The 26,208-nt window shown below is 71.0% G+C and carries 21 protein-coding genes and 1 riboswitch; of the genes, 5 read left to right on the top strand and 16 right to left on the bottom strand.

Features of this window, described 5'->3' with window-relative positions; translation table 11 throughout:
* From P8627_RS02195 to P8627_RS02180, 4 genes are all read right to left on the bottom strand, one after another.
* On the bottom strand, positions 1-951 hold the full coding sequence (locus tag P8627_RS02195; protein WP_279965865.1) for a DUF2927 domain-containing protein: 951 nt from the start codon (positions 949-951) through the stop codon (positions 1-3).
* On the bottom strand, positions 948-2,141 hold the full coding sequence (locus tag P8627_RS02190) for a toxic anion resistance protein (protein ID WP_279965864.1): 1,194 nt from the start codon (positions 2,139-2,141) through the stop codon (positions 948-950). The genes P8627_RS02195 and P8627_RS02190 overlap by 4 nt, the downstream gene beginning before the upstream one ends.
* Before the next feature lie 11 nt (positions 2,142-2,152).
* On the bottom strand, positions 2,153-3,043 hold the full coding sequence (locus P8627_RS02185; RefSeq protein WP_279965863.1) for a 5-bromo-4-chloroindolyl phosphate hydrolysis family protein: 891 nt from the start codon (positions 3,041-3,043) through the stop codon (positions 2,153-2,155).
* 209 nt (positions 3,044-3,252) lie between these two features.
* Positions 3,253-3,960 (bottom strand): glutathione S-transferase N-terminal domain-containing protein, encoded by a 708-nt coding sequence (locus P8627_RS02180; protein WP_279965862.1) that lies wholly within the window; start codon positions 3,958-3,960, stop codon positions 3,253-3,255.
* Between the two features lie 90 nt (positions 3,961-4,050).
* A riboswitch (SAM riboswitch) is annotated at positions 4,051-4,128 on the top strand.
* A 44-nt stretch (positions 4,129-4,172) separates the two neighbouring features.
* Between P8627_RS02180 and metZ the strand changes: the two genes are divergently transcribed.
* The 4 genes from metZ to chrA all read left to right on the top strand — a co-directional run bounded on the left by metZ (position 4,173) and on the right by chrA (position 9,042).
* On the top strand, positions 4,173-5,366 hold the full coding sequence (gene metZ / locus P8627_RS02175) for an O-succinylhomoserine sulfhydrylase (RefSeq protein WP_279965860.1): 1,194 nt from the start codon (positions 4,173-4,175) through the stop codon (positions 5,364-5,366).
* Positions 5,363-5,911: a GNAT family N-acetyltransferase gene (locus P8627_RS02170; RefSeq protein ID WP_279965859.1), complete on the top strand. Its 549-nt coding sequence runs from the start codon at positions 5,363-5,365 to the stop codon at positions 5,909-5,911. The genes metZ and P8627_RS02170 overlap by 4 nt, the downstream gene beginning before the upstream one ends.
* 100 nt (positions 5,912-6,011) lie before the next feature.
* Positions 6,012-7,049 (top strand): GTP cyclohydrolase FolE2, encoded by a 1,038-nt coding sequence (gene folE2 / locus P8627_RS02165; RefSeq protein WP_279965858.1) that lies wholly within the window; start codon positions 6,012-6,014, stop codon positions 7,047-7,049.
* Positions 7,050-7,161: 112 nt separating this feature from the next.
* On the top strand, positions 7,162-9,042 hold the full coding sequence (gene chrA / locus P8627_RS02160; RefSeq protein ID WP_279965857.1) for a chromate efflux transporter: 1,881 nt from the start codon (positions 7,162-7,164) through the stop codon (positions 9,040-9,042).
* Between the two features lie 3 nt (positions 9,043-9,045).
* Here the strand turns inward: chrA and glmM are convergent, their stop codons facing one another.
* The 9 genes from glmM to P8627_RS02115 form a co-directional block, all read right to left on the bottom strand.
* The gene (gene glmM / locus P8627_RS02155) at positions 9,046-10,392 is read right to left on the bottom strand and encodes a phosphoglucosamine mutase (RefSeq protein WP_279965856.1); all 1,347 of its coding nucleotides are present in this window, start codon (positions 10,390-10,392) and stop codon (positions 9,046-9,048) included.
* Positions 10,389-11,363, bottom strand: coding sequence for a dihydropteroate synthase (folP, locus tag P8627_RS02150; protein ID WP_279965855.1), 975 nt, complete (start codon positions 11,361-11,363; stop codon positions 10,389-10,391). Before folP ends, glmM begins: the two co-directional genes overlap by 4 nt.
* Positions 11,363-12,301, bottom strand: a complete 939-nt coding sequence (locus P8627_RS02145) for a dihydroneopterin aldolase (protein ID WP_279965854.1) — start codon at positions 12,299-12,301, stop codon at positions 11,363-11,365. Before P8627_RS02145 ends, folP begins: the two co-directional genes overlap by 1 nt.
* 117 nt (positions 12,302-12,418) lie before the next feature.
* Positions 12,419-13,090, bottom strand: coding sequence for a cell wall hydrolase (locus tag P8627_RS02140; RefSeq protein WP_279965853.1), 672 nt, complete (start codon positions 13,088-13,090; stop codon positions 12,419-12,421).
* A gap of 203 nt (positions 13,091-13,293) precedes the next feature.
* Entirely contained in the window at positions 13,294-15,825 is a 2,532-nt protein-coding gene (locus P8627_RS02135) for a putative PEP-binding protein (RefSeq protein WP_279965852.1), read from the bottom strand.
* A gap of 153 nt (positions 15,826-15,978) precedes the next feature.
* A complete protein-coding gene (gene glyS, locus P8627_RS02130; protein ID WP_279965851.1) occupies positions 15,979-18,183 on the bottom strand; it encodes a glycine--tRNA ligase subunit beta in 2,205 nt (734 codons plus the stop codon).
* Between the two features lies 1 nt (position 18,184).
* Complete coding sequence (locus P8627_RS02125) at positions 18,185-18,727, bottom strand: DUF6446 family protein (protein WP_279965850.1); 543 nt, start codon at positions 18,725-18,727, stop codon at positions 18,185-18,187.
* Between the two features lie 133 nt (positions 18,728-18,860).
* A complete protein-coding gene (locus P8627_RS02120) occupies positions 18,861-19,538 on the bottom strand; it encodes an FkbM family methyltransferase (protein WP_279965849.1) in 678 nt (225 codons plus the stop codon).
* The gene (locus tag P8627_RS02115) at positions 19,535-20,485 is read right to left on the bottom strand and encodes a glycine--tRNA ligase subunit alpha (RefSeq protein WP_279965848.1); all 951 of its coding nucleotides are present in this window, start codon (positions 20,483-20,485) and stop codon (positions 19,535-19,537) included. Before P8627_RS02115 ends, P8627_RS02120 begins: the two co-directional genes overlap by 4 nt.
* Positions 20,486-20,632: 147 nt before the next feature.
* Between P8627_RS02115 and P8627_RS02110 the strand changes: the two genes are divergently transcribed.
* On the top strand, positions 20,633-22,372 hold the full coding sequence (locus P8627_RS02110) for a serine protease (RefSeq protein ID WP_279965847.1): 1,740 nt from the start codon (positions 20,633-20,635) through the stop codon (positions 22,370-22,372).
* A 3-nt stretch (positions 22,373-22,375) separates the two neighbouring features.
* Here P8627_RS02110 and P8627_RS02105 read toward each other — a convergent pair whose 3' ends face one another.
* The 3 genes from P8627_RS02105 to P8627_RS02095 all read right to left on the bottom strand — a co-directional run bounded on the left by P8627_RS02105 (position 22,376) and on the right by P8627_RS02095 (position 26,028).
* Entirely contained in the window at positions 22,376-23,824 is a 1,449-nt protein-coding gene (locus P8627_RS02105; protein WP_279965846.1) for a TrkH family potassium uptake protein, read from the bottom strand.
* 32 nt (positions 23,825-23,856) lie between these two features.
* Entirely contained in the window at positions 23,857-24,795 is a 939-nt protein-coding gene (locus P8627_RS02100; RefSeq protein ID WP_279965845.1) for a DMT family transporter, read from the bottom strand.
* Positions 24,796-24,867: 72 nt separating this feature from the next.
* A complete protein-coding gene (locus P8627_RS02095) occupies positions 24,868-26,028 on the bottom strand; it encodes a WD40/YVTN/BNR-like repeat-containing protein (protein WP_279965843.1) in 1,161 nt (386 codons plus the stop codon).
* Positions 26,029-26,208: the final 180 nt, after the last annotated feature.

Here is a 26,208-nt window from a genome sequence, read left to right as displayed (position 1 = left end):
TCAGGCGGGGCCGGTGCCGAGCAGCTCGGCAGCGAGGCGGCGGACGATGGGACGGGCCTGCTCGGCGGTCATGCCGACGCGCAGGCGGTCGTCGTAGAGAATGCGGAGCAGGAACTCGTCCTGCGTCGTCAGGAGCGCGAATTCCTCGTCGTCGTTGAAGATCGACGGCCGCGCGGAGGGGCTGTCATTGGCGAGACCGAGGCCTTGCGCGATCTCCTCGTGATAGCAGCTCTGGCGCATCAGGTCGGGATGCTCCGACCGGATCAGGGCCACCGCAGAGACGTAGGAATTGGGCCGCGCGGCGGTGGAGGAGGCGTAGACCGCGCAATAGGTGTTGCGGCCGAGCTGGGAGATCTCGCGCAGGGTGGACCGGCTCAGGCCGGGCTCGACCCGGGCGATGGCCGGGCCGAGGGCGCGCTGCTCGTCCACCGAGGCCACGAAGACGTGGAAATTGCCGCCCGAGGAGACGACGCTGATCGGATGCGCGGTCAGGCGGCGCAGGCGCGAGGCGAAGGCCTCGACGCGTAGCCGGTCCTGCAGGCGCATATTCGCATCCACCGAGTCCCCGAAATGCATCTGGATGCGGACCGGGCCCTCCCAGCGGCGCAGTTGCGCCCGGCTCTGCTGCGCGACGTAGCGCCCGCCGACCTGCACGTATTCCGAGAACAGCGCGATGCGTTCGAAGTTTCGCGCCAGGTCCTGCGGGCCGAAGGCGGTGTCCGGCCCGCCGCCGTCGCGGCGCAAGAGACCCTGCGACAGAAGCCGCTGCTCGATCCGGCGGTAGTATCGCGCGAGCTCCCGGCTCTCGGCCGAGGGGCCCACCTCCCGGACGGGCACCGCGGGGCGCTGCGCGGGCACGGGCGAGGGATCGACCGGGGCCTGCACGGGCTGGCAGGCCGCCAGCGCCACGGCGCAGAGCGCCGCCAGCCATCTCGGGCCCGAAGGCCTCACGTCGCGGGCACCGCCGTGCCGGCATTGTCGCCCGTCCCGTCGCCGCGCGCCTTGGCCGAGGCCAGCGTCTCGCGCAGCTCCCGCTCCATCTTCTCGAGCTCCTTCTCGGCCTCGGCGCGGCGCGCCTTGCCCTCGTCGGCGATTTGCAGGCTTTCGTTGATCGTGGCGACGAGGTCGTCATTGGCCTGGCGGACGGCCTCGATGTCGAAGACGCCGCGCTCCATCTCGGTGCGCACGACGGCATTGGCCTCGCGCAGGTTCTTGGCGTTGGCGGTCAGAAGCTCGTTGGTGAGGTCGTTGGCATCGCGCACCGCCTCGGCCGCTTCACGTGAACGTTGGATCGTAACCGCCTGGGCAAGCTGGGTTTCCCAAAGCGGGACGGTGTTGACCAGCGTCGAGTTGATCTTAGTGACGAGGCTCTTGTCGTTCTCCTGGACCAGGCGGATCGAGGGCAGCGATTGCATCGTGACCTGCCGCGTCAGCTTCAGGTCGTGGACGCGGCGCTCCAGATCGTCGCGCGCGGCGCGCAGGTCGCGCAGTTCCTGGCTGCCGATCATCTTGTCGTCCTCGGGCAGCGCCGCGACCGCCGCCTCCTTCGCGGGGATCGTGTCGCGGTCGAGCTCGGCCAGCTTGGCCTCGCCCGCGGCGATGTAGAGGCCCAGCTCCTCGTAGAAATCGAGCGTCTTCTCGTAGAGCTTGTCGAGCGACTTGATGTCCTTGAGGAGCACATGCTCGTGCTTCAGAAGGTCGCCCGTCACGCGGTCGATCTGGCCCTGGACGTCCTCGAAGCGCGAGACGAATTTCGAGAAGGGCGCCGCGCGGCCCAGCAGCTTTTCCCACAGCGAGCGCTTGCGGCGCACGTCCAGCTCGGAGACCGAGAAGCCGCGGATCGTCGAGACGATGGAGCGCAGGGAATCCCCCGCGGGACCCACATCCTTGTTCTTCACATCCGCCAGCATCGCCTGGCTGATCTGCTGCAGCTCGGCCTGCGCGGCGGAGCCGAAGGCGATGATCGACTGCGTGTCGGTCATGTCGAGCTCGTCCATGCGCCTGCGGATATCGGCGGCGACGGGGGCGGGCGCGCGCTCCAGCGGGACGATCTCGCCGCCCGGTTCGGGCAGGGTCAGAGCGCTGACCTCGGCGATCTCGGCGGTTTCCTCGGCGGCTTTCTGGCGGGTGGCGGTGTCCATACTCGTTCCTTTCAATCCCGGACGGGCAGGCCGTCGCGTTTCAGGCGGTCCCGGAGGACCTCGATCTCGACATCGAGATCGGTGCGGTCGGTAATCAGCAGGGTTTCGCGCTTCGCTTCCATCCCGCGCTCGAGGTCGTCGAGAAGCGCCAAATACTCGGCCTTCGCCTCTGCGTCGCGCGTCTGGGCGTAGAGATCGGCGAACTTGGCCGTCGCGTCGCGCGCGGCCATCAGGTAGACGCCGAGGAATTTCCGCGCCGCGGTCAGGTCGCGCGGATCGTCCTCGACGGTGCGGAACATCGCGCGCGCGGTGGCGGCGACCTGCGACACGCGGGCCTCGGCCGCGCGGTCGCGCGCGCGCAGCACCGCATCCTCCATCGCCGAGACGTGGCGCTCGGCCTCCTCGATCGTGCGGGCCACGCGTTCTGTCTGGAAGGCGTCGATCCCCTCCATCCCCTTGTCGGACATCGGGTCCATTCCGAAGCTCGCGAGGTGCAGCGCCGCTGCGATCGCGCCGTAGAGCGCGCCGGGGATCAGCCCCGACAGCCCCGTCGCGGCGGCCAGCATCACGCCCACGCCCACCAGCACCGCGCCGATCAGCTTGCGGGGCAGGGCGGGCCGGCGGGCGATGCGGCGCGCGGCCCAGGCGGCCTCGGCCTTCAGGCCCTCGCGGGTGGCGACCGCGCCGGCGAAGATCGCGGCCCCGGCCGCCAGGTTGCCGGCCAGGCCCAGCGGGCCGCCCTGCGCGAAGGCCGTCACCACCGGAATCGCCGACAGCACCATCAGGATCGCGACGCGGGCCCGGCCGCGCAGCGGCGGCTTCAGCGCGGGCGCGGGGACCGGGCGCGGATCGCCCTTCGGCTTGCCCTGCGGGCTGAATTCGCCTCCGAACCGGCGGGCCATGGCGTCACAGCCCCCCGGTATCCAGCACGCCAGCCCCGGCCAGCGCGATCAGCACGGCCAGCGCGGCGAAGGCGATCCTCTGCGCGCCAAGGGATTTCATCGGCGAGTCCCCTCCCGGGGTCGTTTCGCGGGCACCTTAGACGAGGCGCGCGGCAAGACGCCAGTGCGCGTGCGCGCCTGCGGCAAAGCGATGCCGCGGGCGCGGGATCTCAGCCCTTCTGGCGGAACAGGAGGTCCTGCGACGCGGCCTCCTTGCGGAAGTCGGCGCGCTTTTCGGCGGCCAGCGCGCGGCCCGCGATCACGCCCGGGCGCCGGCCGACCTCGTCGAGCCACCGCGCCATGTTCGGCTTGTCGTCCAACACCTGTTGCTGCCCCTCCCAGAGCGAGGCCCAGCCCCAGATCGCCATGTCGGCGATGGAGTAGAAATCGCCGGCGACATGGCGGTTCTGCCCGAGCTGCGTGTCGAGCACACGGTAGAGACGCGAGGTCTCGCCCCGGTAGCGGTCCTTCGCGTAGGGCAGGTCCTGCGGCGGATCCATCGCGGGGGCGTATTTCAGGAAGTGATGCGCCTGGCCCGCCATCGGGCCGAGCCCGCCCATCTGCCACATCAGCCACTGGTCCACGGCGATGCGCTCGCGCTCGGTCCGGCCGCCGAATTGGCCGGTCTTGCGGGCGAGGTATTGCAGGATCGCGCCGCTTTCGAAGATCGCGATCGGCGCGCCGTCGGGCCCCTCGGGGTCGACGATGGCCGGCATCCGGTTGTTGGGCGAGATGCGCAGGAAATCCGGGTCGAACTGCGCGCCCTTGCCGATGTCGACGAGGTTCAGCGTGTAGGGCAGGCCCATCTCCTCGAGCGCTATCGAGACCTTCCAGCCGTTGGGCGTGGGCCAGAAATACAGGTCGATGGGCTGGGACATGGCGCGGGCTCCGGCGCGGGGGCGCAAGTCACAATGATCCGGATGCGGCGGAATGCAAGCGCCCTTGATCTTGGCGGTCGCCCCGCGTAACGCCTGCGGCGAGGGGATTTGGTACCGGCTTGCGGCCCTCGTTAAACAAACCGCTAAAGAGGTTCGGCCCAGGCCCTCCCCCTATCGGTGCGATCGAATTCCGGCCTGAAGGAGGCCCGACGATGAAAGATCACGCGACCCGTCCCCGTCACCCGCGCACCGAGGCCGTGCATGCCGGCACGCGCCGCAGCCAGTATGGCGAGGTGAGCGAGGCGCTCTTCCTGACGCAGGGCTTCGTCTACGAGAGCGCCGAGGCCGCCGAGGCGCGCTTTCTGGGCGCGGGCCGGGAGGAGTTCATCTACGCCCGCTACGGCAACCCGACCGTGGCGATGTTCGAGGACCGGATCGCCGCCATCGAGGGCACCGAGGACGCCTTCGCCACCGCCTCGGGCATGGCGGCGGTCAACGGCGCGCTGATGGGGATGCTGCGAGCGGGCGACCATGTCGTCGCGGGCCGGGCGCTTTTCGGTTCCTGCCTCTACATCCTCGAGGATGTCCTGCCGCGCTTCGGCGTCGAGGTCACGCTGATCGACGGCACCGATCTGGGCGCCTGGCGGGACGCGATCCGGCCCGACACCAAGGCGGCCTTCTTCGAAAGCGTCTCGAACCCGGCGCTGGAGCTGGTCGATATCGCCGGCGTGGCGAAGCTGGCCCACGCGGTGGGCGCGACGGTGATCGTCGACAACGTCTTCGCCACGCCCGCCTTCAGCCGGGCGGTCGAACAGGGCGCCGATGTCGTCGTCTATTCGACGACCAAGCACGTGGACGGGCAGGGGCGCTGCCTGGGCGGCGTGGTCTGCGGCACGACCGAATTCGTGCGCAAGGTGGCCGAGCCCTATCTGAAGCACACCGGCGGCGCGATGTCGCCCTTCAACGCCTGGGTCATGCTGAAGGGGCTGGAGACGATGGACCTGCGGGTGCGCGCGCAGGCCGAGACCTGCCTGCGCCTGGCCCGCGCGCTGGAGGGGCATCCGAAGCTCGCCCGCGTGATCCACCCGCATCTCGACAGCCATCCGCAGGCGGATCTGGCGCGCGCGCAGATGACCGGCGGCGGCACCGTCCTGGCGCTGGACCTGGCCGGCGGGAAGGAGGCGGCCTTCCGCTTCCTGAACGCGCTCGAGATCGTCCTGATTTCGAACAACCTGGGCGACGCGAAATCAATCGCCACCCATCCCGCGACGACGACGCATCAGCGCCTGCCCGACGCCCAGAAGGCGATGCTGGGCATCACGCCGGGACTGGTGCGCCTGTCGGTCGGGCTGGAAGATGGCGACGACCTGCTGGCCGACCTGAGCGCGGCGCTGGACGCGGCGTGACCGGCTGGACTGTCCGGCGCGGCGGCGCGGCGGATGCCGTGGCGCTGGCGCGGATCTTCTGGCGGGCCGTGCACGAAGGCGCCGCGCCCCGCTACGATGCGGCCCAGCGGGCGGCCTGGCTGCCCGCGCCGCCCGCGCCTGCCGCCTTCGCCGACCGGCTGGCCCCGCAGGCGGTGGTCGTGGCCGACGGGCGCGACGACCCGATCGGGTTCATGACGCTGGGCCCGAGCGGGCACCTGGACCCCGCTTATGTCCTGCCCGAATGGCGCGGAACCGGGCTGGCCGACGCGCTGCTGGCCGTGCTGCTGAACCACGCCGCCACAGCCGGACTGACGCGGTTGACGACGCGGGCCAGCGACATGGCCCGGCCCTTCTTCGCGCGCCATGGCTGGCAGGTGGTCGCGCCCGCGCCGCGGATCCGCGCGGGTGTGGTTCTGCCCGCCACCGACATGGCCTTCGACCTGCCGCCCGCGCGCCCCGCTGACGGCATGTCGCAGACCGGAGCACTGGATTTTTCCCCCCACGCCCTAAACCAATCCTTGTGACGCGGCCGCGCAAATCGCGCTGACGTGTCCAGACCGGGGGTTGGAAAGAGGATGGGAGGGGCCCACCTTTGACCTCCGCGCGAACCGAAGGGAGGGGCGCATGAACGTCCACGCACCGGATATTGACCGCAACCCCACCGAGGAAGAGGCGCAGGCCGCGCTGGACCTTTTGCGCCGCTACGCGAAGGCCGGCGGCGAGGCTGCGCTGCCCTACCCTGAACTCTCGAACATCTATCCCGACCACGTGGCCGACGCGCCCTATCGCGCGACGCTGCCCGATCTGCAGAACGGGCCCGCCAGCCTGATCCGCGGCGCGGATGTGGCGATTCAGCATGTGGGCATCTCGAATTTCCGCCTGCCGCTGCGCATTCCGATGAGGGGCGGTGCCCACCTGGCCGAAACTTCGGTGACCGGCACGGTCAGCCTGGAGGCCGGGAAGAAGGGCATCAACATGAGCCGCATCATGCGCTCCTTCTATGCGCATGCCGAGGCGCTGATGGGCTTCGAGGCGGTCGAGGCCGCACTCGACGACTACCTGACCGACCTGGGCAGCTTCGACGCCCGGATCCTGCTGCGTTTCTCCGTGCCGCTGAAGGTCGACAGCCTGCGCTCGGGCCTGTCGGGCTGGCAGTATTACGATTGCGCGATGGAGGTCGTGCAGACCGGCGGCGCCCGCCGCCGGGTGCTGCATCTCGACTATGTCTACTCCTCGACCTGCCCCTGCTCGCTGGAGCTCTCCGAACATGCCCGCCGCACGCGCGGCCAGCTCGCGACGCCGCATTCGCAGCGCTCGGTCGCGCGGATCTCGGTCGAGGCGTCGGGCGATCTGAGCCACGAGGACCTGATCGAGATGGCGCGGGCCCAAGTGCCCACCGAGACGCAGGTCATGGTCAAGCGCGAGGACGAGCAGGCCTTCGCCGAGCTCAACGCCGCCAACCCGATCTTCGTCGAGGATGCGGCCCGCCTCTTCGCCGAGGGGCTGGCGGGACTTCCGGCCGCGGGCGATTTCCGCGTCGTGGCCAGCCACCAGGAGAGCCTGCACAGCCATGACGCGGTCTCGCTCTTGACCCGCGGCGATCTCTTCGCCGCCGAGACGCTCGAGCCGCGGCTCTTCGGGACGCTGGTCCACGCCGGCTGAGATTGACGCGATGCCCCGCCCGTGCGACGCAGGGGCGGGGTCGCGCACACCCCGCAACAGGCCTTCCGGCCCAAGTCGCGCATCCTGACACCGTATTTGCGGAGGATGCCCTTTGGCCCGACATTTCACCGATCCCCACGACCTCGACGCCGTCCTGCACATGCCGGACGCGCCCGCGATCCTCGACCTGCGAACGCCCGAGGATGCCGCCGCCGATCCCACGCGTCTACCCGCCGCAAGGCGCCTGTCCCTCGCCGAGCTGGAGCGCGGCGCGGGGCCCGACGGCCCGGTGGTCGTCTATTGCCAGAAGGGCGGCAAGATCAGCCAGCTCGGGGCCGCGATGCTGCGCGCGCGGGGCGGGACCGCGACGGCGCTCAGCGGCGGGCACTTGGCTTGGTGCGCCGCGGGGCGGCCGGTCCAGGCACTGGAGGGGCCGGGGGCCGCCTGGGTCATGCCGCTCGCGCCGGATTGGCCGACGCTCTGCGCGCTCTGGGTGCTGCGGCGTCTCGTCGACCCAGACGTCCGGGTGCTGCCTGTCGCCGCGGATCAATGCGAGGCCGGCGCCGCGGTCTGGGGCGCCGAACGCCTGCCCGCCGATCTCGCAGGCGATGGCTGCGCGGGCCGACCTGATCCATCCCGCGCCCGCGCGCCTGGCCGCGACAGATGGCGCGACGATCCTGCGCGGGCGGCTCGCGCGGACCGGCGATGCGGGCCGGGCGCTCGATCTCGTCGACGACATGCTGGCAGGCGGCGCATGACGCCCGGCTGGGGACGGATGCTGCGCGTTTTCGGGCGGATCGGGATCGTCAGCTTCGGCGGCCCGGCCGCGCAGATCGCCGTGATGCACCGCGAGCTGGTCGAGCGCGAGCGCTGGCTGGACGAGGAGACCTTCCTGCGGGGCCTCGGCTTCTGCACCCTGCTTCCGGGCCCCGAGGCCATGCAGCTCGCCACCTTCGCGGGCTGGCGGCTGCGCGGGACGGCGGGCGGGCTTCTGGCCGGGGCGCTCTTCGTGCTGCCCGGCGCGGCGGTGATGATCGCGCTGGCGTCGGCCTATCTGGCCTTCGGCCGGCTGCCGGCGGTCGAGGCGGCCTTCCTCGGCATCAAGGCGGCGGCGCTCGCCATCGTCGCGGGCGCGCTCTGGAAGTTGCGCGCCAAGGCGCTGCGCGGCCCGCTTGCGCTGGGCGTGGCGGTGGCGGCCTTCGCGGCGCTCTTCCTGCTCGATGCACCCTTCTGGTCCGTGCTGGGCGCGGCGCTCCTTCTGGGCGCGGCCCGCCCCGAGGGCGTCGCGACGGTGGTCGACCCGTTTCCGTGGCGCAGGACGGTGGGGACGGTGACCCTGTGGCTGGCCATCTGGTGGCTGCCGCTCCTCTCCCTGCTGTGGCTGGCGCCCGGCTCGGTCCCGGCGCAGGCGGGGCTGTTCTTCTCCTGGCTGGCGACGGTCAGCTTCGGCGGCGCCTATGCCGTCCTCGCCGCGCTGGCGCAAACCGCGGTGGAGGGGCAGGGCTGGCTCACCGCCGAGCAGATGATCGACGGGCTGGGCCTGGCCGAGACGACGCCGGGCCCGCTAATCCTGGTGACGCTGTTCACCGGCTGGCTCGCCGGCGCGCAGGCGGGCGGAACCGGGCTCGCCTGGCTCACCGGCCTCGTCTCGCTGCATGCGACCTTCGCGCCCTGCTTCCTGTGGATCTTTGCGGGCGCCCCGCATCTGGAGCGGCTGACGGCCAATCCGCGCCTGCGCGGCGCGCTCGCGATGGTGTCGGCCGCGGTCGCGGGCGTGATCGCGAACCTGTCGGTCTGGTTCGCCGTCCACGTGCTGTTCCGCGAGGTGGCCGAGGGCCGCGGTCCGCCGCGCCCCGATCCGGCTTCGCTCGACCCGGCGGCGCTGGCGCTGGCGATCTTCGCCGGGCTCTGGCTCCTGGTCCTGCGGCGCGGGCTGTTCGAGACGCTCGGTCTCGCCGCGGCGGGGGGCCTCGGCCTGCACCTTCTGGGCTGACGGTCAGGCGCTGGCGCGGACCGCGCCGGCCACGTCGTCGACCACGCGGTCCAGAAGGGCGGGGTCCTCGCATTCCGCCATCACGCGGATCAAGGGCTCGGTCCCCGAGGGCCGGATCAGGAGCCGGCCCTTGCCCGACAGCGCCGCCTCGGCAGCGGAGATCGCCGTGCGCACCTCCGTCTTGTCGAGCGGGCGCGCGCCCATCTCGTATTTCACGTTCTCCAGCCGCTGCGGGACCGGCGTGAAGCTGTGCATCAGCTCGGCCGCCGGGCGACCCGTGCGGACCATCTCGGCGGCGAATTGCAGCCCGGCGATCAGCCCGTCGCCGGTCGTGGCGTAATCCGTCATGACGATATGGCCCGACTGCTCGCCGCCCAGGTTCCAGCCGCCTTGGCGCATCGCCTCGACCACGTAGCGGTCGCCGACCTTGGTGCGTTGCAGCGCGATGCCCTGCGCGGCGAGATGGCGCTCGAGCCCGAGATTGGACATCACCGTCGCCACCAGCGTCGCGCCGTTCAGCCGCCCCTCGGTGGCCCAGCGGCTGGCGAAAAGCGCCATCAGCTGGTCGCCGTCGGCCACGGTGCCGCTCGCGTCGAGGATCATCACGCGGTCCGCATCGCCATCGAGCGAGATGCCCAGATCCGCGCCATGCGCCACCACCGCCTCGGCGGCGGCCATCGTGTGGGTCGAGCCGCAGCCCTTGTTGATGTTACGGCCATTGGGATCGACGCCGATCGGGATCACCGTCGCGCCCAGTTCCGACAGCACCTCGGGCGCGGCGCGGTAGGCGGCCCCGTTGGCGCAGTCGACGACGATGCGCAGTCCCTCCAGCGACATGCCGGACGGGATCGTCGTCTTGGCGTACTCGACATAGCGCCCGCGCCCGTCCTCGATCCGCTTGGCGCGGCCGATATCGTCCGCGGGCACCGGCGCGACGCCGTCATGGACGAGCCGCTCGATCTCGGTTTCGGCCTCGTCGGACAGCTTGAAGCCGTCGGGTCCGAAGAACTTGATGCCGTTGTCTTCGGGCGGGTTGTGGCTGGCCGAGATCATCACGCCCAGATCGGCACGCATCGAACGGGCCAGCAGGCCCACGGCGGGCGTCGGCACCGGACCCAGCAGAAGCACGTTCATGCCCATCGAGGTCAGCCCGGCGGTCAGCGCGTTCTCCAGCATGTAGCCCGAGAGCCGCGTGTCCTTGCCGATCACCACCCGGTGCGCCGACGCGCCCTGGCCCTCGCGGCGGAAGAACTGTCCCGCCGCCGCGCCCAGCCTCAGCGCCGTCTCGGCGGTCATGTTTCCCTGGTTGGCGCGTCCGCGCACGCCATCGGTTCCGAAGAGTTTGCTCATGCCCGATTCCCTTCAACCGCCCGCCACAGCTTGAGGCCCTGCGCCACCTCCGCCACGTCGTGGACGCGGTGCAGCTGCACGCCTTGTGCCACAGCCGCGAGTGTCACCGCCAGCGTTCCGGGCATTCGCGCGTCGGCCTGCGCGGCGGCGCCGATCGATCCGATGAAGCGCTTGCGCGACGCGCCCAGCAGGATCGGCACGCCCAGCCCGTGAAACACGCCGATATCGCGCAGCAGCGCGAGGTTATGCGCCTCGGTCTTGCCGAAGCCGATCCCCGGATCGGCGATGATGCGGCTGCGCGCGATGCCCGCCGCCTCGGCCGCTGCGATGCGCTCGGACAGCGCGTCGTAGATATCCAAAACGGGGTCGTCGTAGCGCGGATCGTCCTGCATCGTCTCGGGCGGGCCGCCGGCATGCATCAGGCAGATCGGGGCGTCGGCCGCGGCGACCGTGGCGGCCATGTCGGGGTCGAAGCGCAGGGCGGAGACGTCGTTGACCAGCGCCGCGCCCGCGTCGAGCGCCGCGCGGGCCACGGCGCCCTTGCGGGTGTCGATGCTGACGCGGCGGTGGCCCAGCGCCGCGAGCACCGGGGCGACGCGGGCGATCTCCTCGGCCGCGGGCACCTCGGTCGCGCCGGGCCGCGTGCTTTCCCCGCCCACGTCCAGGATATCGGCCTCCGCCATCGTGGCGGCCCGGGCCAGCGCATCGGCGGGATCGAGATGGCGGCCGCCATCCGAGAAGCTGTCCGGCGTGACGTTCAGGATGCCCATGATCCGAGGGGCGTCGAAGGCGAGACCGGCGATGTCGGGACGCGGGGCGGTCAGCGCCGCGAGCTCGTCAGCGGTCAGCTCCGCGACCGGCAGGACCTCCCGCGCGCCGCCCCGCGACAGCGCCAGCACGCGGTCGAAGCGCAGCCAGCCGCCCGCGAGGCGCGGGCCGTCGGGCGCGGGCAGGGGGCGCAGGTAGCGCATCAGACCCGCGCGGGCGCGGCGGCCTCGCGCTCGGGGACCGGACCGCCCAGCCGCGCGCCGCCCGGCAGGACCAGCTCGACGGCGTGAAACTCGGCGGCGAACCAGCGGGCCAGCTCGGCCGGGTCGGCGCCCTCCGGCCCATGGGTCGAATCGAGCACGATCCGCGACGGGGCCCAGACGGCGAGCCCGCCGCGGCGCATAGACCAGTCGAGTTCGGTCCGGCTGTCCACAACGATGCAGCGCCGGTCGCGCGCGGCGAGAAGCCAGGCGGCCTGTTCCAGCGCCAGCAGGTCGATGCGGCGCTGCGCCATCGGATGCGCGGCATGGGGCGCGGGGTCGCGGGGCGTGGCGATCAGGACGGTGGGCGCGGGATCCCGGGCCAGCCGATCCAGCATCGCCGGCAGGTCGGGATCGTCGGGCGCGCCGGGGCCGAGCAGGATGACCCGCGGATGCGGCGCGTCGTCTTCGGCCAAACGTGGGGCCTGCGCCGCGCGGGACCGGACGATCTCGACCCCCAACACGTGGGGGCCGCGGTCGAGCTTCTCGATGCGCACGAAGACCCGCAGCGCGCGGTCGTGCAGAAGGACCCGCGCGGCCAGCCGTTCGGCCAGCGTCTCCAGCAGGTTGAGCCGTTCGGCGGCCAGTTCGTGGTCGATCGCGTCGATCAGCGTGTCGTAGCTGAGGATGCCGTCCACGTCGTCCTCGGCCACGGCCTCGGGATGGGGCACGACCTCGGCCACGATGTCGAACCGGATGCGCTGGGTGACGCCGCGCTCGGGCTGGAAAGCGCCGATCTCGACCTCGCGGACATGCTCGCGCAGCGAGATGCGGTCCAGGGGCTGCCCGCCGGCGCGGGCCCGGTCGAGCGGCGCGGCGAAGGCGAGGCGCAGCGCCTCCTGATCGGGGGCGTCGGCGGCGCGGGCGGGTCGGGTCGTCATGGGGCGCGTCCCCTTCGGTCTCGTCGCCTTCTCCAACCATGCGGGGGCGGGAAACGAAAGCCCCCGGACCGACGATCCGGGGGCTTTTCGCGGCGCTATCGTCCGATGCCGGGCGCCTCAGGCGCCGGGGATCTGGCGATAGAAGATGTGCTTGCCGACCTTCGCGGTGCGCGGATAGACGGCCGCCCAGCGAGGATTGACGTAATCGGCGTGGTAATGCGTGGCCTCGGCGGTCAGGGCGCGGGGCGCGCCGTCGATCAGCAGCCGGGCGATCTTGCCGGCGCGTTCCCAGGCGGCGGGCTCGGACACGGTCTCGGGCTGGCCGTCGCAGGTATAGCTGAACTGGCAGGCGTGGATCCGGCCGGTGCCCTGGTTGACGACCTTGCAGATCGAGGAGGGGTAGCGCGGGCTGTCCACGCGGTTGAGGATGACCTCGGCCACCGCCACCTGGCCGGCGACGGGCTCGCCGCGGGCCTCGAAATAGATCGCCTCGGTGAGGCAGCGCCATTGCTGGTTGCCGCTGGCGCGCGGCATCGCGTCGAGCGCGCCGCGGCCCATGGGCGGCGGGGCGTCTGCGGTCTTGGCGCCCAGCAGGGGCCGGGCGGTGCCGCCCAGCGCCCCGGCGCCGCGATCGTCGCCGGCCGCGGGGTCGAGGCTGGCGAGGCTGGCCCAGCCCCGGGTCGCGTCCATCGCGGTGTTCGTCTGATCCGTGTCGGCCGTACCCTGTGTGCCGACACACAACAGGAGCGCCACCGCGGCCATACGGGCCGCGTTGGGAACGATCTGCATCTGTACTCTTCCTATCGGTTCGGACCTCTCGGGCTGTACCCTTTTCCGGGTTATCGAGCCGTTGACGCCCCCTACGTTGTCCGCCGACGGACATGCCGCGAGTCGCCGAGAGGATCAATGCCGCAGCGCAGCAAAACCGACATGGTTAAGGCAAAAAAATGCTTGATTGTGCCGATTTTCGCCGAAGTCGTCTCAAAACGGCGCTATTTTGCCGGATCGGAGGCCAACAAGGTCGCCTGGGCCGCGGCAAGTTTCGCCACGGGGACCCGGAACGGCGAGCAGGAGACGTAATCGAATCCCGCCAGCCGGCAGAAGGCGATCGATTCCGGGTTGCCGCCATGCTCGCCGCAGAGCGAGATGGTGATGTCGGGGCGGACCTGCCGTCCCCGCGCCGCGCCGAGTAGCAGAAGCTCGCCCACCCCGTCCACATCCAATGTGCCGAACGGGTCCTCGGGATAGACGCCCTCGTTGACATAGGCCGACATGAAGCGGCCCGCGTCGTCGCGCGACAGGCCATAGGTCATCTGCGTCAGGTCGTTGGTCCCGAAGCTGAGGAAGGCCGAAGTCTCGGCGATCTCGCCCGCACGCAGCGCGGCTCGGGGCGTCTCGACCATCACGCCCAGCTTGAACTCGAAGGCGACGCCGGTCTCGTGGCGCACGGCGGCGGCAATGCCCTCGATCCGCCTGCGGACGAGCTCGACCTCGCGGCGCGCGGTGACGAGCGGGATCATGATCTCGGGGACGATCGGCGTGCCCTCGCTCTGGACCGTCGCAGTGGCCTCGAAGATGGCGCGGGCTTGCATTTCGTAGATCTCGGGCACCGCAATCCCCAGCCGGACGCCGCGCATGCCCAGCATCGGGTTGTATTCCTGCATCGCCGAGATGCGGCTCTTCACCTCGGAAAGCGGGCGGTCCAGCGCGGCGGCGAGCGCCCGTGTGCCCTCGCCCTCGCCGGGCAGGAATTCGTGCAGCGGCGGGTCGAGAAGGCGGATGCAGACCGGCAGCCCGTCCATCAGGCGGAACAGATCGGTGAAATCGGCCCGCTGCATCGGCAGCAGCCGCTCCAGCGCGGCGGCGCGGTCTTCGGGGCCTTCGGCGAAGATCATCTCGCGCATCACCGTCAGGCGCGCGGGGTCGAAGAACATGTGCTCGGTCCGGCACAGGCCGATGCCGTCGACGCCGAAGCCGCGCGCCAGCGTCGCGTCGGCGAGCGTGTCGGCATTGGCGCGCACGCCGATATCGCGGATCGCGTCAGACCAGGCCATCAGGTCGCGGAAGCTGTCGTCGAGCGCCGGCTCGCGCGTCGGGACCGTGCCGCGCATCACTTCGCCGGAGGAGCCGTCGATGGTGATCTCGTCGCCCTCGCGCAGGATCGCGCCGCCAGGGAGGGTGACGGTGCGCGCCCGGTCCGAGATGCGCAGACCGGTGGCCCCGGTCACGCAAGGCAGGCCCAGCCCCCGGGCGATCACGGCGGCGTGGCTGGTCGTGCCGCCCCGCTCGGTCAGGATCCCATCGGCGGCATGCATGCCGCGCACGTCGTCGGGCGTCGTTTCGCGGCGCACCAGGATGCAGGGCTCGTCGCGCGACAGGCTGGCCTGCGCGGCGGCCGGGTCGAAGACCAGCTTGCCCGAGGCGGCGCCGGGCGACGCGGCGACGCCGCTCGCGATGACGTCGCGCCGCGCATCGGGGTCAATCTGGCGATGCAGGAGCCGGGCAAGCGCGGCGGGGGCGATGCGGCTGACGGCCTCGGCACGCGGGATGATCCCGTCGCGCGCCAGCGCGGTGACGATGGCCACGTCGGCGCGGGCGTCGCGCGGACAGCGCACCGCGTCGAGCACCGCAAGCCGGCCCTGGTCGATGGTGAATTCGACCTGCATTTCCTCGCGCAGGCGGGTGCGGCAGCGGGCGCCCACCTCCAGAAGCTCGGCATAGACCTCGGGGAGCAGCTCCTCCAGCGAGGGGCCGCGCGGGTCGCGGGTCAGGAACATCGCCTTGTCGGGCTGGCGGATCGCGTCCCGGCCCATCGCCTGGCCCAGGTAGCGCCCGGTCACCTGCGGCGCGCCGGTCTGCGGATCGACGAATTGCACCACGCCCGAGCCCGACTGCCCCGGGCCCATGCCCTGCGCCATGCGCTGCACCACGAGGCCCAGCCCCGCATCGGCGGGCGCGCCCTGCGCCTGTCGCAAGAGGCGGGCGGAGGTTCCTTCCCAGGCGCGCGCCATCGCGCGCAGCACGGCGCCCAGCTGGGTCGCAATGTCTTGCGGGAAGGGCTCGTCCATCTCCTCCTCGAAGACGGTCCGGGCCTCCAGCGGCGTGGTGGCCGTGTCGAAGGGCGCCTCGTCAAGGCGCATCACTTCGATGGCGTAGGAGCGGATGAAGCGCAGGTAGAGCGCGTCGGCCACGCGGTCGCCCAGCGTGTTCGACAGCCACGCATGCGCCGCGTCGTTCATGCCGATATTGAGCACCGCGCCCGGCCCGCCCCAATCCGGCGTCTCCGACGAGCTGCGGACACTGAGAAGCCGCGGCTCGCCGTCGAAGATGCCGATCAGGGTGGACAGGTCGGGCAGCGCGCCCTCGGCGATCTCGCGCACGGTGTCAAAGGGCAGCGCCACGGTCTGCGGCACCGGCAGGTCCATCCGGACCAGGCGCTGCAGGCATTTCGCACGCTTTCCGTGCCGATCGCCGCGGATGTCGGCGGTCGGGGTGATCTCGGTGAAGCGGGGCGTGTCGAGCATGGGACACCGATTGATTATGCGCACGCAGCGTACGCTGCTGCAGCGCGGCAACAAGCGTGACCTAGGGTTACGCGGGCCGGCGCCAAGGGGAACCGTTTTCTGGGCCGACGCCCCCTGTGCCGCCCGCGCTGTTGCGCGCCGGCCAGATCGCGATCAGGCCGCGATGCGGCCCAGATCGCCCAGCTTCTCGCCGGTCCGCACGATCTGGCTGAGCAGGTTCAGGCGGTTGCGGCGGGTGATCGCGTTGTCGGAATTGACCTGCACGGCCTCGAAAAAGTCGTCGACCGGTCCGCGAAGGCCCGCGAGCGCGGCCATGGCGGCCGGGTAGTTCTCGGCCCCGAGGGCGGCGTCGATCTTCGGCTGCGCGGCTTCGATCGCGTCAAAGAGCGCGCGCTCCTCCTCGGTATCGGCCAGCTTGCGATCCGCGCCGTAGCTGTATTCGACGCCATCGGCCGCCTCGGCCTGCGTCAGGATATTGGCCGCGCGCTTCCAGCCCTGAAGCAGATTCGCGCCCGCGTCGGTCTTGAGCACCGCATCGAGCGCCCGCGCGCGCGCCACGAGATCGGTCAGGTCGTCGGTGCGGTCGCCCGTGAGGCAGGCGTCGATCACGTCGTGGCGGATGCCCTCGTCCCGCAGGTGGACCTTCAGGCGGTCGTGGAGGAAGGCGAGGAGAGGGTGCGCTGGAATTGGGATGCCACTCTCAATTTCCACGGTGCTGAGGATTTGAACGAGTGGATCGGAGAGTTCATCGATCTTCAGGCCAGTTTTTCGTTCGAAGCTGACCACGGCAGCCGCTTCGTCCTGCTCAGCACGTTCGGCGATTTGTTCCCAGATCGCCTGATCCGCGCAAGATAGGATTTTGTCGAGTGATAAAGATAGGGAATGCTCTAGCGTGAGACGGATCACCCCAAGCGCCGCGCGCCGCAGCGCGTAAGGATCCTTCGATCCCGTCGGCTTCTCGTCGATGGCCCAGAACCCCGCCAGCGTGTCCAGCTTGTCGGCCAGCGCCACGGCCACGCTGACCGGCTCCGACGGCACGGCGTCCGAAGGGCCCAGCGGCTTGTAATGCATCTCGCAGGCCTCGGGCACGCCGTCGTCATGGCCCGCGGCCTCGGCATAGTAGCGGCCCATGACGCCCTGCAGCTCCGGGAACTCGTAGACCATCTCGGAGGCCAGATCGGCCTTGCAGATGCGCGCCGCCTCGGCGGCGAGGTCGGGCTTGGCGCCGACACGCGGTGCGATCTCGCGGGCCAGCACCTCGATCCGCTTTACCCGCTCGGCCTGGCTGCCGAGCTTCGCGTGGAAGGTCACCTTGTCGAGCGGCGCGGCCATGCCTTCCAGCCCCCGCTCGCGGACCACGGCGAGGTCGTTCTCCCAGAAGAACTTGGCATCCGCCAGCCGCGCGGAGAGCACCCGGGAATTGCCCTGCAGGATCGTCGCGCCGTCATCGGCCGTCTCGCGATTGGCCACCGTGACGAAGCGGGTGATCCGGCCGGCCTTGTCGCGGACCGAGAAGAACTTCTGGTGCTCCTTCATCGAGGTCTGCAGCACTTCGGGCGGCAGCTCCAGGAAATCGGCGCCGATCTCGCCCATCAGGACAACGGGCCATTCGACCAGCCCCGCGACCTCGGCCAGAAGGCCGCTGTCCTCGACCACCTCCAGCCCGGCGGCGAAGGCCATGTTGGTCGCGTCGTGCCAGATCGCGTCGGCGCGTTCCTCCGACGACAGGATCACCTTGGCGCGCTTCAGCTTGGCCTCGTAATCGTCGAAGCCGGTCACGCGGAAGGGTTCGGGGGCCATGAAGCGGTGGCCCTCGGTCACGTCGCCGGCCACGATCCCGTCGACGTCCAGCGGCACGATCTCGGCCCCGTCCTCGCGGCTGAGGATGCACAGGATCCGGCGCAGCGGGCGCACCCAGCGCAGGCTGCCCGCCCCCCAGCGCATCGATTTGGGCCAGGGGAAGTCGCGGATCACCCGCTCCAACACCTCGGCCACGATGGTCTGCGCGGGCCGGCCTTCGTGGGTGATGCGGGCCATGTAAACCTGGCCCTTCTTCTCCGCGACCACGGTCAGATCCTCGCGGGCGAGGCCGGTGGAGCGCAGGAAGCCTTCGATCGCCTTGTCGGGCGCGCCGACCTTGGGGCCGCGACGCTCCTCGGTGGTCGTGGGGCTCTCGTCGGTCAGGCCCTGCACCGAAAGCGCGAGCCGCCGGGGCGTGCAATGCGCCACCGCGCCCGCATAGGTCAGCCCGGCCTCGACCAGCCCGTCGGTCATCAGCCGCTTCAGGTCTTCGGCCGCACGGCGCTGCATGCGGGCGGGGATCTCCTCCGAGAAGAGCTCGATCAGCAGGTCGGACATGTCAGAGGCTTCCCTCGATCAGCGGCGTGAAACTCGCGCGATCCGGGCAGGTATCGCCGGTGACGGTGCCGTCATAGGACTTCTCGCCGCAATCGTTCAGTTCGTGCCAGGCCCAGCCGCGCCCGTCCGCCGTCAGGGCGACGATACGGTCCACCCCGAAGGCCGCGTTCGGATAGGCGGTGAAGGCCCGCGCCTCGCCCGTGGCCAGCATTTCGCCCAGATAGGCCGCGTCGTAGCAGTCGAACCAGCCCGGCGCGATCGTCGGCGCGGCCTCGGGGCGCGGCTCGACCGTGATCTCGCGGCCCAGCGCCTCGAGCGCGAGCTGGTGCTGGAAGCAGGCCCGGAAGCCGAGCGGCGAGGAGATCGAGGAGATCGCCTCCACATCCGTCGCCGGAAGCGTGGTCAGCCCGCCCTCCGGCCCGGCCAGCGTCAGCGTCACGGGGCCGTCCACGCGGTCGTAATAGCCGCGCGTCTGCGCGTACCAGAGACCGGCCCCCGCCGCGAAGGCGGAGAGAACGATCAGGATGACGGCGAACTTGCCCAACTGGCGGATCTCCAATGCGGTGGTTTCGGTCGCGGCGGGCCTACACCGCGGGTCGGAGCGGGGCAAGCGACCGGGGGAGGAGGGCCTTTGCGGCGGGACCGGGGACAGGTCTGGGACCGCGGCGGCGCCGCGCTCAGACCCAGTCGAGATTGATCCGCCTTGCGGGGATCGCCGCGCATTTCTCGTCGAGTGCGGCGTAGCGGTCCTTCATCGCCGGGAAGCGCTGGGGATGCGTCTCGACGACCATCGCGCCGATCTTGTCGATGGTGCCGCGCGCAAACAGCCGTTCGAGGACCGCCACCTCTCCGCCCTCGATATCCATCTTCACGAAGGCCACGCCGCCACGCGCCTCGATCCATTCGGCGAGGTCGATCTGCCGCACCCGCGTGTCGGCGACCGCCTCGGAGACGTATTTCTTGCCCGGCGTCACCGTCGAGCTGAGCGAGTTCTTCTCGGGGTCGCCGTCGAAATCGGCGGTGCGGAAGATCGTGACCTCGTCGTCGCTGTCGCCGACGGCGGCGTTGATGCAGGTGACGTTGTCCAGGTCCGCGGTCCGGCGCTGCAGCTCCGCGAAGGTCCAGGGATCGGGCTCGAAGGCCACGACATCGGCGCCCGACGCCGCGATGCGCCGGGTCACGTCGCCCACATTGGCCCCGCAATCGACCGCCAGCATCCCGGGGCGCAGCGTCGCGATGATGCCGTCGAGGAAGCCCTGCGCCCGCTCGATCCGCGACATCCGGGTCATGCGCTTCTGAAGCCGCTGGATCCGCGCGTCCTTGCGCGCCAGAAGTGCCGCCAGTTCCTCGCTCATGACGCCGCGCTCGCTGTCCTGGCCGCCTGCGGCTGCCAGCCGCCCGCGCGGGTCTGCAGGAAGGCGTCGGCGCAGGCCTTCGCCAGCGTGCGGACCCGGCCGATATAGGCCTGCCGCTCGGTCACCGAGATCACGCCGCGCGCGTCGAGCAGGTTGAAGATATGGCTGGCCTTGATGCACTGATCGTAGGCGGGGTGCGCCATGACGATCCGCTTGCCCGAACGGGGATCGTCGGCTTCATGCGACAGGATCGCGCGGCACTCGGCCTCCGCCTCCTCGAAATGCCGCAGCAGGACGGCGGTGTCGGCGGTGTCGAAGTTGAAGCGCGCGTATTCCTCCTCGGTCTGACGGAACACGTCGCCATAGGTGAGCGGGATCGGCGCGTCGGGGGCGTTGAAGGGCATGTCCATGACGTGATCGACGCCCAGCACGTACATCGCCAGCCGCTCCAGCCCGTAGGTCAGCTCGCCCGACACGGGATGGCAGTCATGGCCGCCGACCTGCTGGAAATAGGTGAACTGGCTGACCTCCATCCCGTCGCACCAGACCTCCCAGCCCAGGCCCCAGGCGCCCAGGGTCGGGCTTTCCCAATCGTCCTCGACGAAGCGGATGTCATGAAGCGCCATGTCGATCCCGATCGCCTCCAGCGAGCCCAGATAGAGCTCCTGCAGGTCGGGCGGGCTGGGTTTGATGAGGACCTGGTACTGGTAGTAATGCTGCAGCCGGTTCGGGTTCTCGCCGTAGCGCCCGTCGGTCGGCCGGCGCGAGGGCTGGACATAGGCGGCCGTCCACGGGTTCGGACCCAGCGCTCGCAGCGTGGTCGCGGGATGGAAGGTCCCGGCGCCCACCTCCATGTCGTAGGGCTGCAGGACGGCGCAGCCCTGGGCCGCCCAGTAGTCTTGCAGGCGCAGGATGATTTCCTGGAAGGAACGGGGGGCGGTCGGCATCGGGGAACACCTTGGGATTTCGCGTCGAAACCGCGTCTAGTGGGCAACACCCGGACGGTCAACGCGGCCGGATCTGCGGCGGTCCCGCTTCCCCTTCCTGACCTGATCGTGAAGACATGACGCCGTGTGCGGGTGCGAGGATGTGTGATGCGGACGATTCTGTTTTCCCTGGCCATTCTCAGCCTGCTGCTGCCGGGTCCGGTGCGCGCGCAGGATCCCGTCTTCGTCCAGATCGAGGCGCATCCCTCGCTGCGCGAGGCGCAGGAGCGGGCCCGGGCCTATGGCGGCATCCTGCAGGCCGTGAACGGCTTTTCGCTGGGCGGCGGCTGGTACGGGATCGCGCTGGGTCCGTTCGACGAGGCGCAGGCGGAGGCCACGCTGCTGGGGCTGCGCCGCGAGGGGCTGATCCCGCGCGACAGCTTCATCAATCGCGGCGACGGCTACCGCGACCGATTCTGGCCGCTGGGCGCCGGCGCGGTGGCGGGCGCGCGCACACGGCCCCCCGAGACCGGGGTCGGAACCGCGGACGGCCCCGGGATCGTCGCGCTGGCCCCCGTCGCGCCGCCCGACGAGACGGTGCGCCAGGCCCGGCAGTCCGAGGCGCTGCTCGACCGCGAGGCCAAGCGCGAGCTGCAGCGGGCGCTGCAGTGGTTCGGCTTCTATTCCGCCGGGATCGACGGCAGCTTCGGGCGCGGCACGCGCAATTCCATGGCCGCCTGGCAGGTCGAGAATGGGATTGAGGCGACCGGCGTGCTGACCACCCGACAGCGCGCGACGCTGCTGGAGCAATATGCCGAGGCGCAGGCCGCGCTGGGCCTGGCCGAGATCACCGTGACCGAGGCCGGGCTGCGGCTGACCGCGCCGATGGGGCTCGTGCGCTTCGACCGCGTCGAGGCGCCCTTCGTCCATTACGCGCCCGAGGGCGAGAGCGGCGTGCGCATGTCGCTGATCTCGCAGCCGGGCGACCGCGCCGCGCTGGGCGGGCTCTACGAGATCCTGCAGACGCTCGACATCGTGCCGCCGCAGGGCGCGCGCGAAAAGGCGCCGGACAGCTTCTCGATCCAGGGCCTGGCACCCGACCGCACCACGCAGGTCTTCGCCCGACTGCAGGACGGCCATATCATCGGCTATCTCCTGAGCTGGCCCGCCACGCAGGACGACCTGGCCGCGCGGGCGCTGCCCGAGATGGAGCGCACGCTGACCTCGGTCGGCGCGCCGCTGCCCGCGGATGCGGGCTTCGACCCCGAGGCGCAGAGCTTCGACATGGTCTCGGGCCTCGAGGTGCGGCGCCCGCTGCGCTCGGCCTCGGGGTTCTTCGTCGACCGCGCCGGCGCCGTCGTGACCGCCGCCGAAACCGTGGCCGGCTGTGGCCGCATCACGCTCGACCGGCTGCATGAGGCGGAGCTCGTGCTGGTGCAGGATGGCGTGGCCGTCCTGCGGCCCGCGGGCGCGCTCGCCCCGGTCGAGGTGGCGTCGCTGGCCCCGGTCGAGGCGCGGCTGCGCTCGCCCGTCTCGGTCGGCGGGTTTCCCTATGGCGGCGTGCTGGGCGCGGCCACGCTGAGCTTCGGGACGCTGGAGGACGTGCGCGGCCTCGATGGATCGGACGCGACGCTGCGCCTCTCGCTCGCCGCAAAGGACGGCGATGCGGGCGGGCCGGTCCTCGATGGTGCGGGCCGCGTCGCGGGCATGCTGCTGCCGGGTCCGTCGGATGACGGCCGGGCGCTGCCGGAGGACGTGGCCTTCGCGGTCAAGGCGCGCAAGCTGCTCGACGTGCTGGGCGCGGCGCAGGTGCAACCCGCGACCTCCGACGAGGCCGGGCCGATCGCGCCCGAGGACCTGACCCTCCGCGCCCGCGGGATGACGGTTCTGGTCAGCTGCTGGGACTGACGCTCAGGCGCGCCAGAACCGCGCGGTGAAGAGCACGTAGACGGCCATCAGCTCCAGCCGTCCGATCAGCATCGCCGCCGAGAGCAGCCATTTCGCCGTGTCGTTGAGCGAGGCGAAGTTGCCCGATGGCCCGATCCGGTCGCCGAGGCCCGGCCCGACATTGGCCACTGCCGTGGCCGCGCCCGAGATCGCGGTGACGAAATCGAGCCCGGTCATCGCCAGCGCCACGGCGAAGACGCCCAGCGTCACAACGAAGAGCACGAAGAACGCCATCACCGAGGAAAGCACGTCGTCGCTGACGGTGCGCCCGTCATAGCGTGCGCGGAACATCCCGTGGGGCGAGTGGATCCGCCGGATCTGCGCTTTGATCGCCGCGAGCAGGATCTGGTAGCGGAACACCTTGACCGAGCAGGAGGTCGAGCCGGCGCAGCCGCCGATCAGGCCCACGAAGAAGAAGATCGCGATCAGGAACCCGCCCCATCGCATGTAATCCGCGCTGGCATAGCCGGTGCCCGTCATGATCGAAGTCAGGTTGAACAGCGCCTCGCGCAGCGCCCGCTCGAACCCGTGCGAGGAGGAGGCGACCAGAACGCTCACCGCGATCACGACCAGCACCGCCACGGTCGCCAGGAACGCCCGGACCTGGCTGTCGCGCCAGAGCGCCTCGATATTGCCGCCCAGCGCCTGGATGTAGAGGACGAAGGGCAGGGCGGAGGCCAGCATGAAGACCGTCGCGATATATTCATGCGCGCCCTTGAAGGTCGCGAAGCTGGCGTCGTAATTCGCGAAACCGCCGGTCGAGACGGTGGTCATCGAATGCGCGATGGCGTCGAAGGGCTCCATCCCCGCGGCCGCGTAGCACAGCGCGCAGGCCACCGTGATCGCGATGTAGATCACCGAGATGGTGGACGAGATCTCGGCCGCGCGGGGTAGCACCTTGCCCATCGTGTCGAAGGCTTCGGAGCGGAAGATCTGCATCCCGCCGACCCGCAGCTCGGGCAGGAAGACCATCGCCATGACGATCACGCCGATCCCACCGAACCATTGCAGGAGCGCCCGCCACAGCAAAAGCCCCGCGGGCAGGTCGTCGAGGCCCACCAGCACGGTCGATCCCGTCGTGGTCAGGCCCGACATGGCCTCGAAGAAGGCGTCGGTGTAGTCGCTGTCGGTCGCGCCGAAGACGAAGGGCAGCGCCGCGAAGACCGGCAGCATGAGCCAGACGCCGGTGGTCAGCAGGAAGGTCTGCTGCAGGCTCAGGCGTTCGCGGACCGCATTGGCACAGCTCAGCGCGAGCGACAGGCCCACCAGCCCGGTGATGATCATCGACTCGGCGAAGCTGGCCCAATGGCCGTTGCCCTGCCACCAGTCGGCCGCCATCGGCACGGCCATCGCCGCCGCGAGGATCAGGAGCAGCAGGCCGATCACGTATCCGACGGGGCGCGGGTCGAGCATTGGCGAAGCTGTCCTGTCGGGCGCGCGGGCTGTCAAGCGCGGCGTCGCGGCATCGCCGCCCGGGCCCGGCCGCGCCACTGGCTGACGGCCAGCCCGCAGGCAATCAGCGCCAGCGCCACGAAGAAGCGGCCCGGCAGCTGTTCGTTTAGGATGGCGACGCCGAAGATCACCGACCAGACCGGCACCTGAAAGTTGACCAGCGTCATGAAGCTGGGCCCGGCGGAGCGGATGACCTGCACCCGCAGAAGCGCCGCGAGCGCCGTGGGCACCAGGCCCAGCGCCACGATTGCGGCCATGACGCCCGGCGCGGCGGGGCCGGGGACGCCCTCGGTCGCCAGCATGATGGGCAGCAGCAGCACCGCGCCCACAACCAGCGTGCCGGCGCTCAGCCACAGCCCGTCGATGGGCGGGCAGCGGCGCGTCAGGATCGAGCCGGCCGCGTAGCAGACCGGCGCCGCGATGCAGGCGAGCCGGCCCAGCGCCGCGAGATCGCCGCCCGCGGCCGCGAAGATGCCCGGGCCCAGCAGCGTCAGCGCGCCCAAGAGGCCCAGACCGAACCCGCCCGCCTTGCGCAGCGTCAGCCGGTCGCCCGGCACGAAGACATGCGCCAGCGGCAGCACGAAGAGCGGCAGCACCGCCATGCAGAGCCCCGCGAAGGCCGAGGGTACGTGCTGCTGTCCCCAGCTGAGCAGCAGAAACGGCAGCGCCGCGGTCAGCACGCCGAGGAGCACGACGAAGAGCGCCAGCAGCTTCGAGGGACGCGGCAGCGGGCGGCCCGAGGCCATGGCGACCGCGAGCAGGGCGACGGCCCCCAGCGTCGTGCGCGCGGCGGCGACGGTCACCGGGCCGTAGCCGCGCAGCGCGATCGACACGACCATGAAGGTGCCGCCCCAGATCAGGCCGAGCGCGATGACCGAGGCCCAGTTGGCCAGCGTGGGGTGCGAGACGGGCGTGTCGGTGGTCTGTGCCATTCGCGGGCATCTAGCGCGCCGGGGCTGTCCCGGACAGGGCAGGCGGACGGGGCAGGCTGACAGGGGCTGCGGTCAGGCGGGCCGCGCGGCGGCCTCGACGCTCAGGACCGTGGGCAGGTGGCGGGCGATCTCGGTCCAGCTGTCGCCCTCGTCGCGGCTGGCGAAGATCGAGCCGGAATTGGTGCCGAAATAGATCCCGGCCGGGTCGTGGGCATCCCCCGCCATCGCCTGGCGCAGGACCGTGAAATAGCAATGCGCCTGCGGCAGCCCCGCGCGGCAGGCCTGCCAGCTTCGCCCGCCGTCCCGAGTGCGCCAGACCGCCGCCGCCGCGTCGGGCGGATAGCGCCCGGCGCTGTCCCCGTTGAGCGGCAGCGTCCAGGCGGTGTCGGGGTCGCGGGGATGCACCCGGATCGGGAAGCCGAAGGTCGAGGGCAGGCCCGCGCCCGCATCCTCCCAACTGCGCCCGCCATCGCGCGATCGCCAGACACCGTGGTGATTCTGCTGCCAGAGCACGTCCGCAACGCCCGCCGCCCGCATCATGTTGTGAACGCACAAGCCCGTCTCGCCGTCGCGGGGCGCGGCCGGATGCGTATGAACGCCGCAGGCTTCGGCATTGGCCAGCCGGTTGCGCCGCTCCCAGGTCACGCCGCCATCCTCGGTCGCGAAGACACCGGCGGCCGAGATCGCCACCCAGAGCTTCGACGCTTCCCCGGGGTGGGGCACGATCGTGTGCAGCGTCAGCCCCGCCGCACCCGGCGCCCAGTCGGCGCGCGAGGGATGGTCCGTCAGCGCCTCGACCCGGGCCCAGCTGGCCCCGCCGTCGTCGGAGCGCAGAAGCGTCGCCGGTTTCGCCCCGGCCCAGAGCGTGCCGTCGGCGTGGCTCAGCGCCCAGATCTGCTCGAACGCCTCGTCGAAGGGCGCGTCCCACGGCGTCCAGCCGATCATCTCCGCGAAGGCCGGATCGTTCGCCGCCCAGCCGTCCCGCTGGCCCCGGGTCAGGCGCGTCACCGTCCAGGTCCGGCCATCGTCGTCGCTGCGCCAGACGCCCGCGCCCTCCCATTCGCCGCCGCCGCCGGCCCAGATGGTTCCGGTGGCGGGGTCGGCGGCCATGTGGTTGATGGGCCAGCCTTCGCAATGCGGACCCGTCAGGCGCCAATCCGCGCGAGCCGGGTCGGAGGCCAGCAGAAACGCCCCCTTGGTCGTGCCGATCATCAAGACGATGCCCGCTTGCATGGCGCAGCCCTCCGATCCGTGCCTGCAGATTAGCACGTTCTGGGCTGTCGCGCGCCCATGTGGGCCCCGTGGGGCCCGGCCGCTTCACGCGCGGTCCGACGCTGCGTAAACTTCCGGTTCTGTCACGACACACCAGGGAGACCGACGACCATGGAAGTTTTTCTCGCGCTCATCGCCTTC

Source organism: Jannaschia sp. GRR-S6-38, assembly GCF_029853695.1.
Lineage (GTDB): Bacteria > Pseudomonadota > Alphaproteobacteria > Rhodobacterales > Rhodobacteraceae > Jannaschia > Jannaschia ovalis.
Note: the sequence above shows the minus strand (reverse complement) of the source record. Positions and strands in the feature narration are given on the sequence as shown.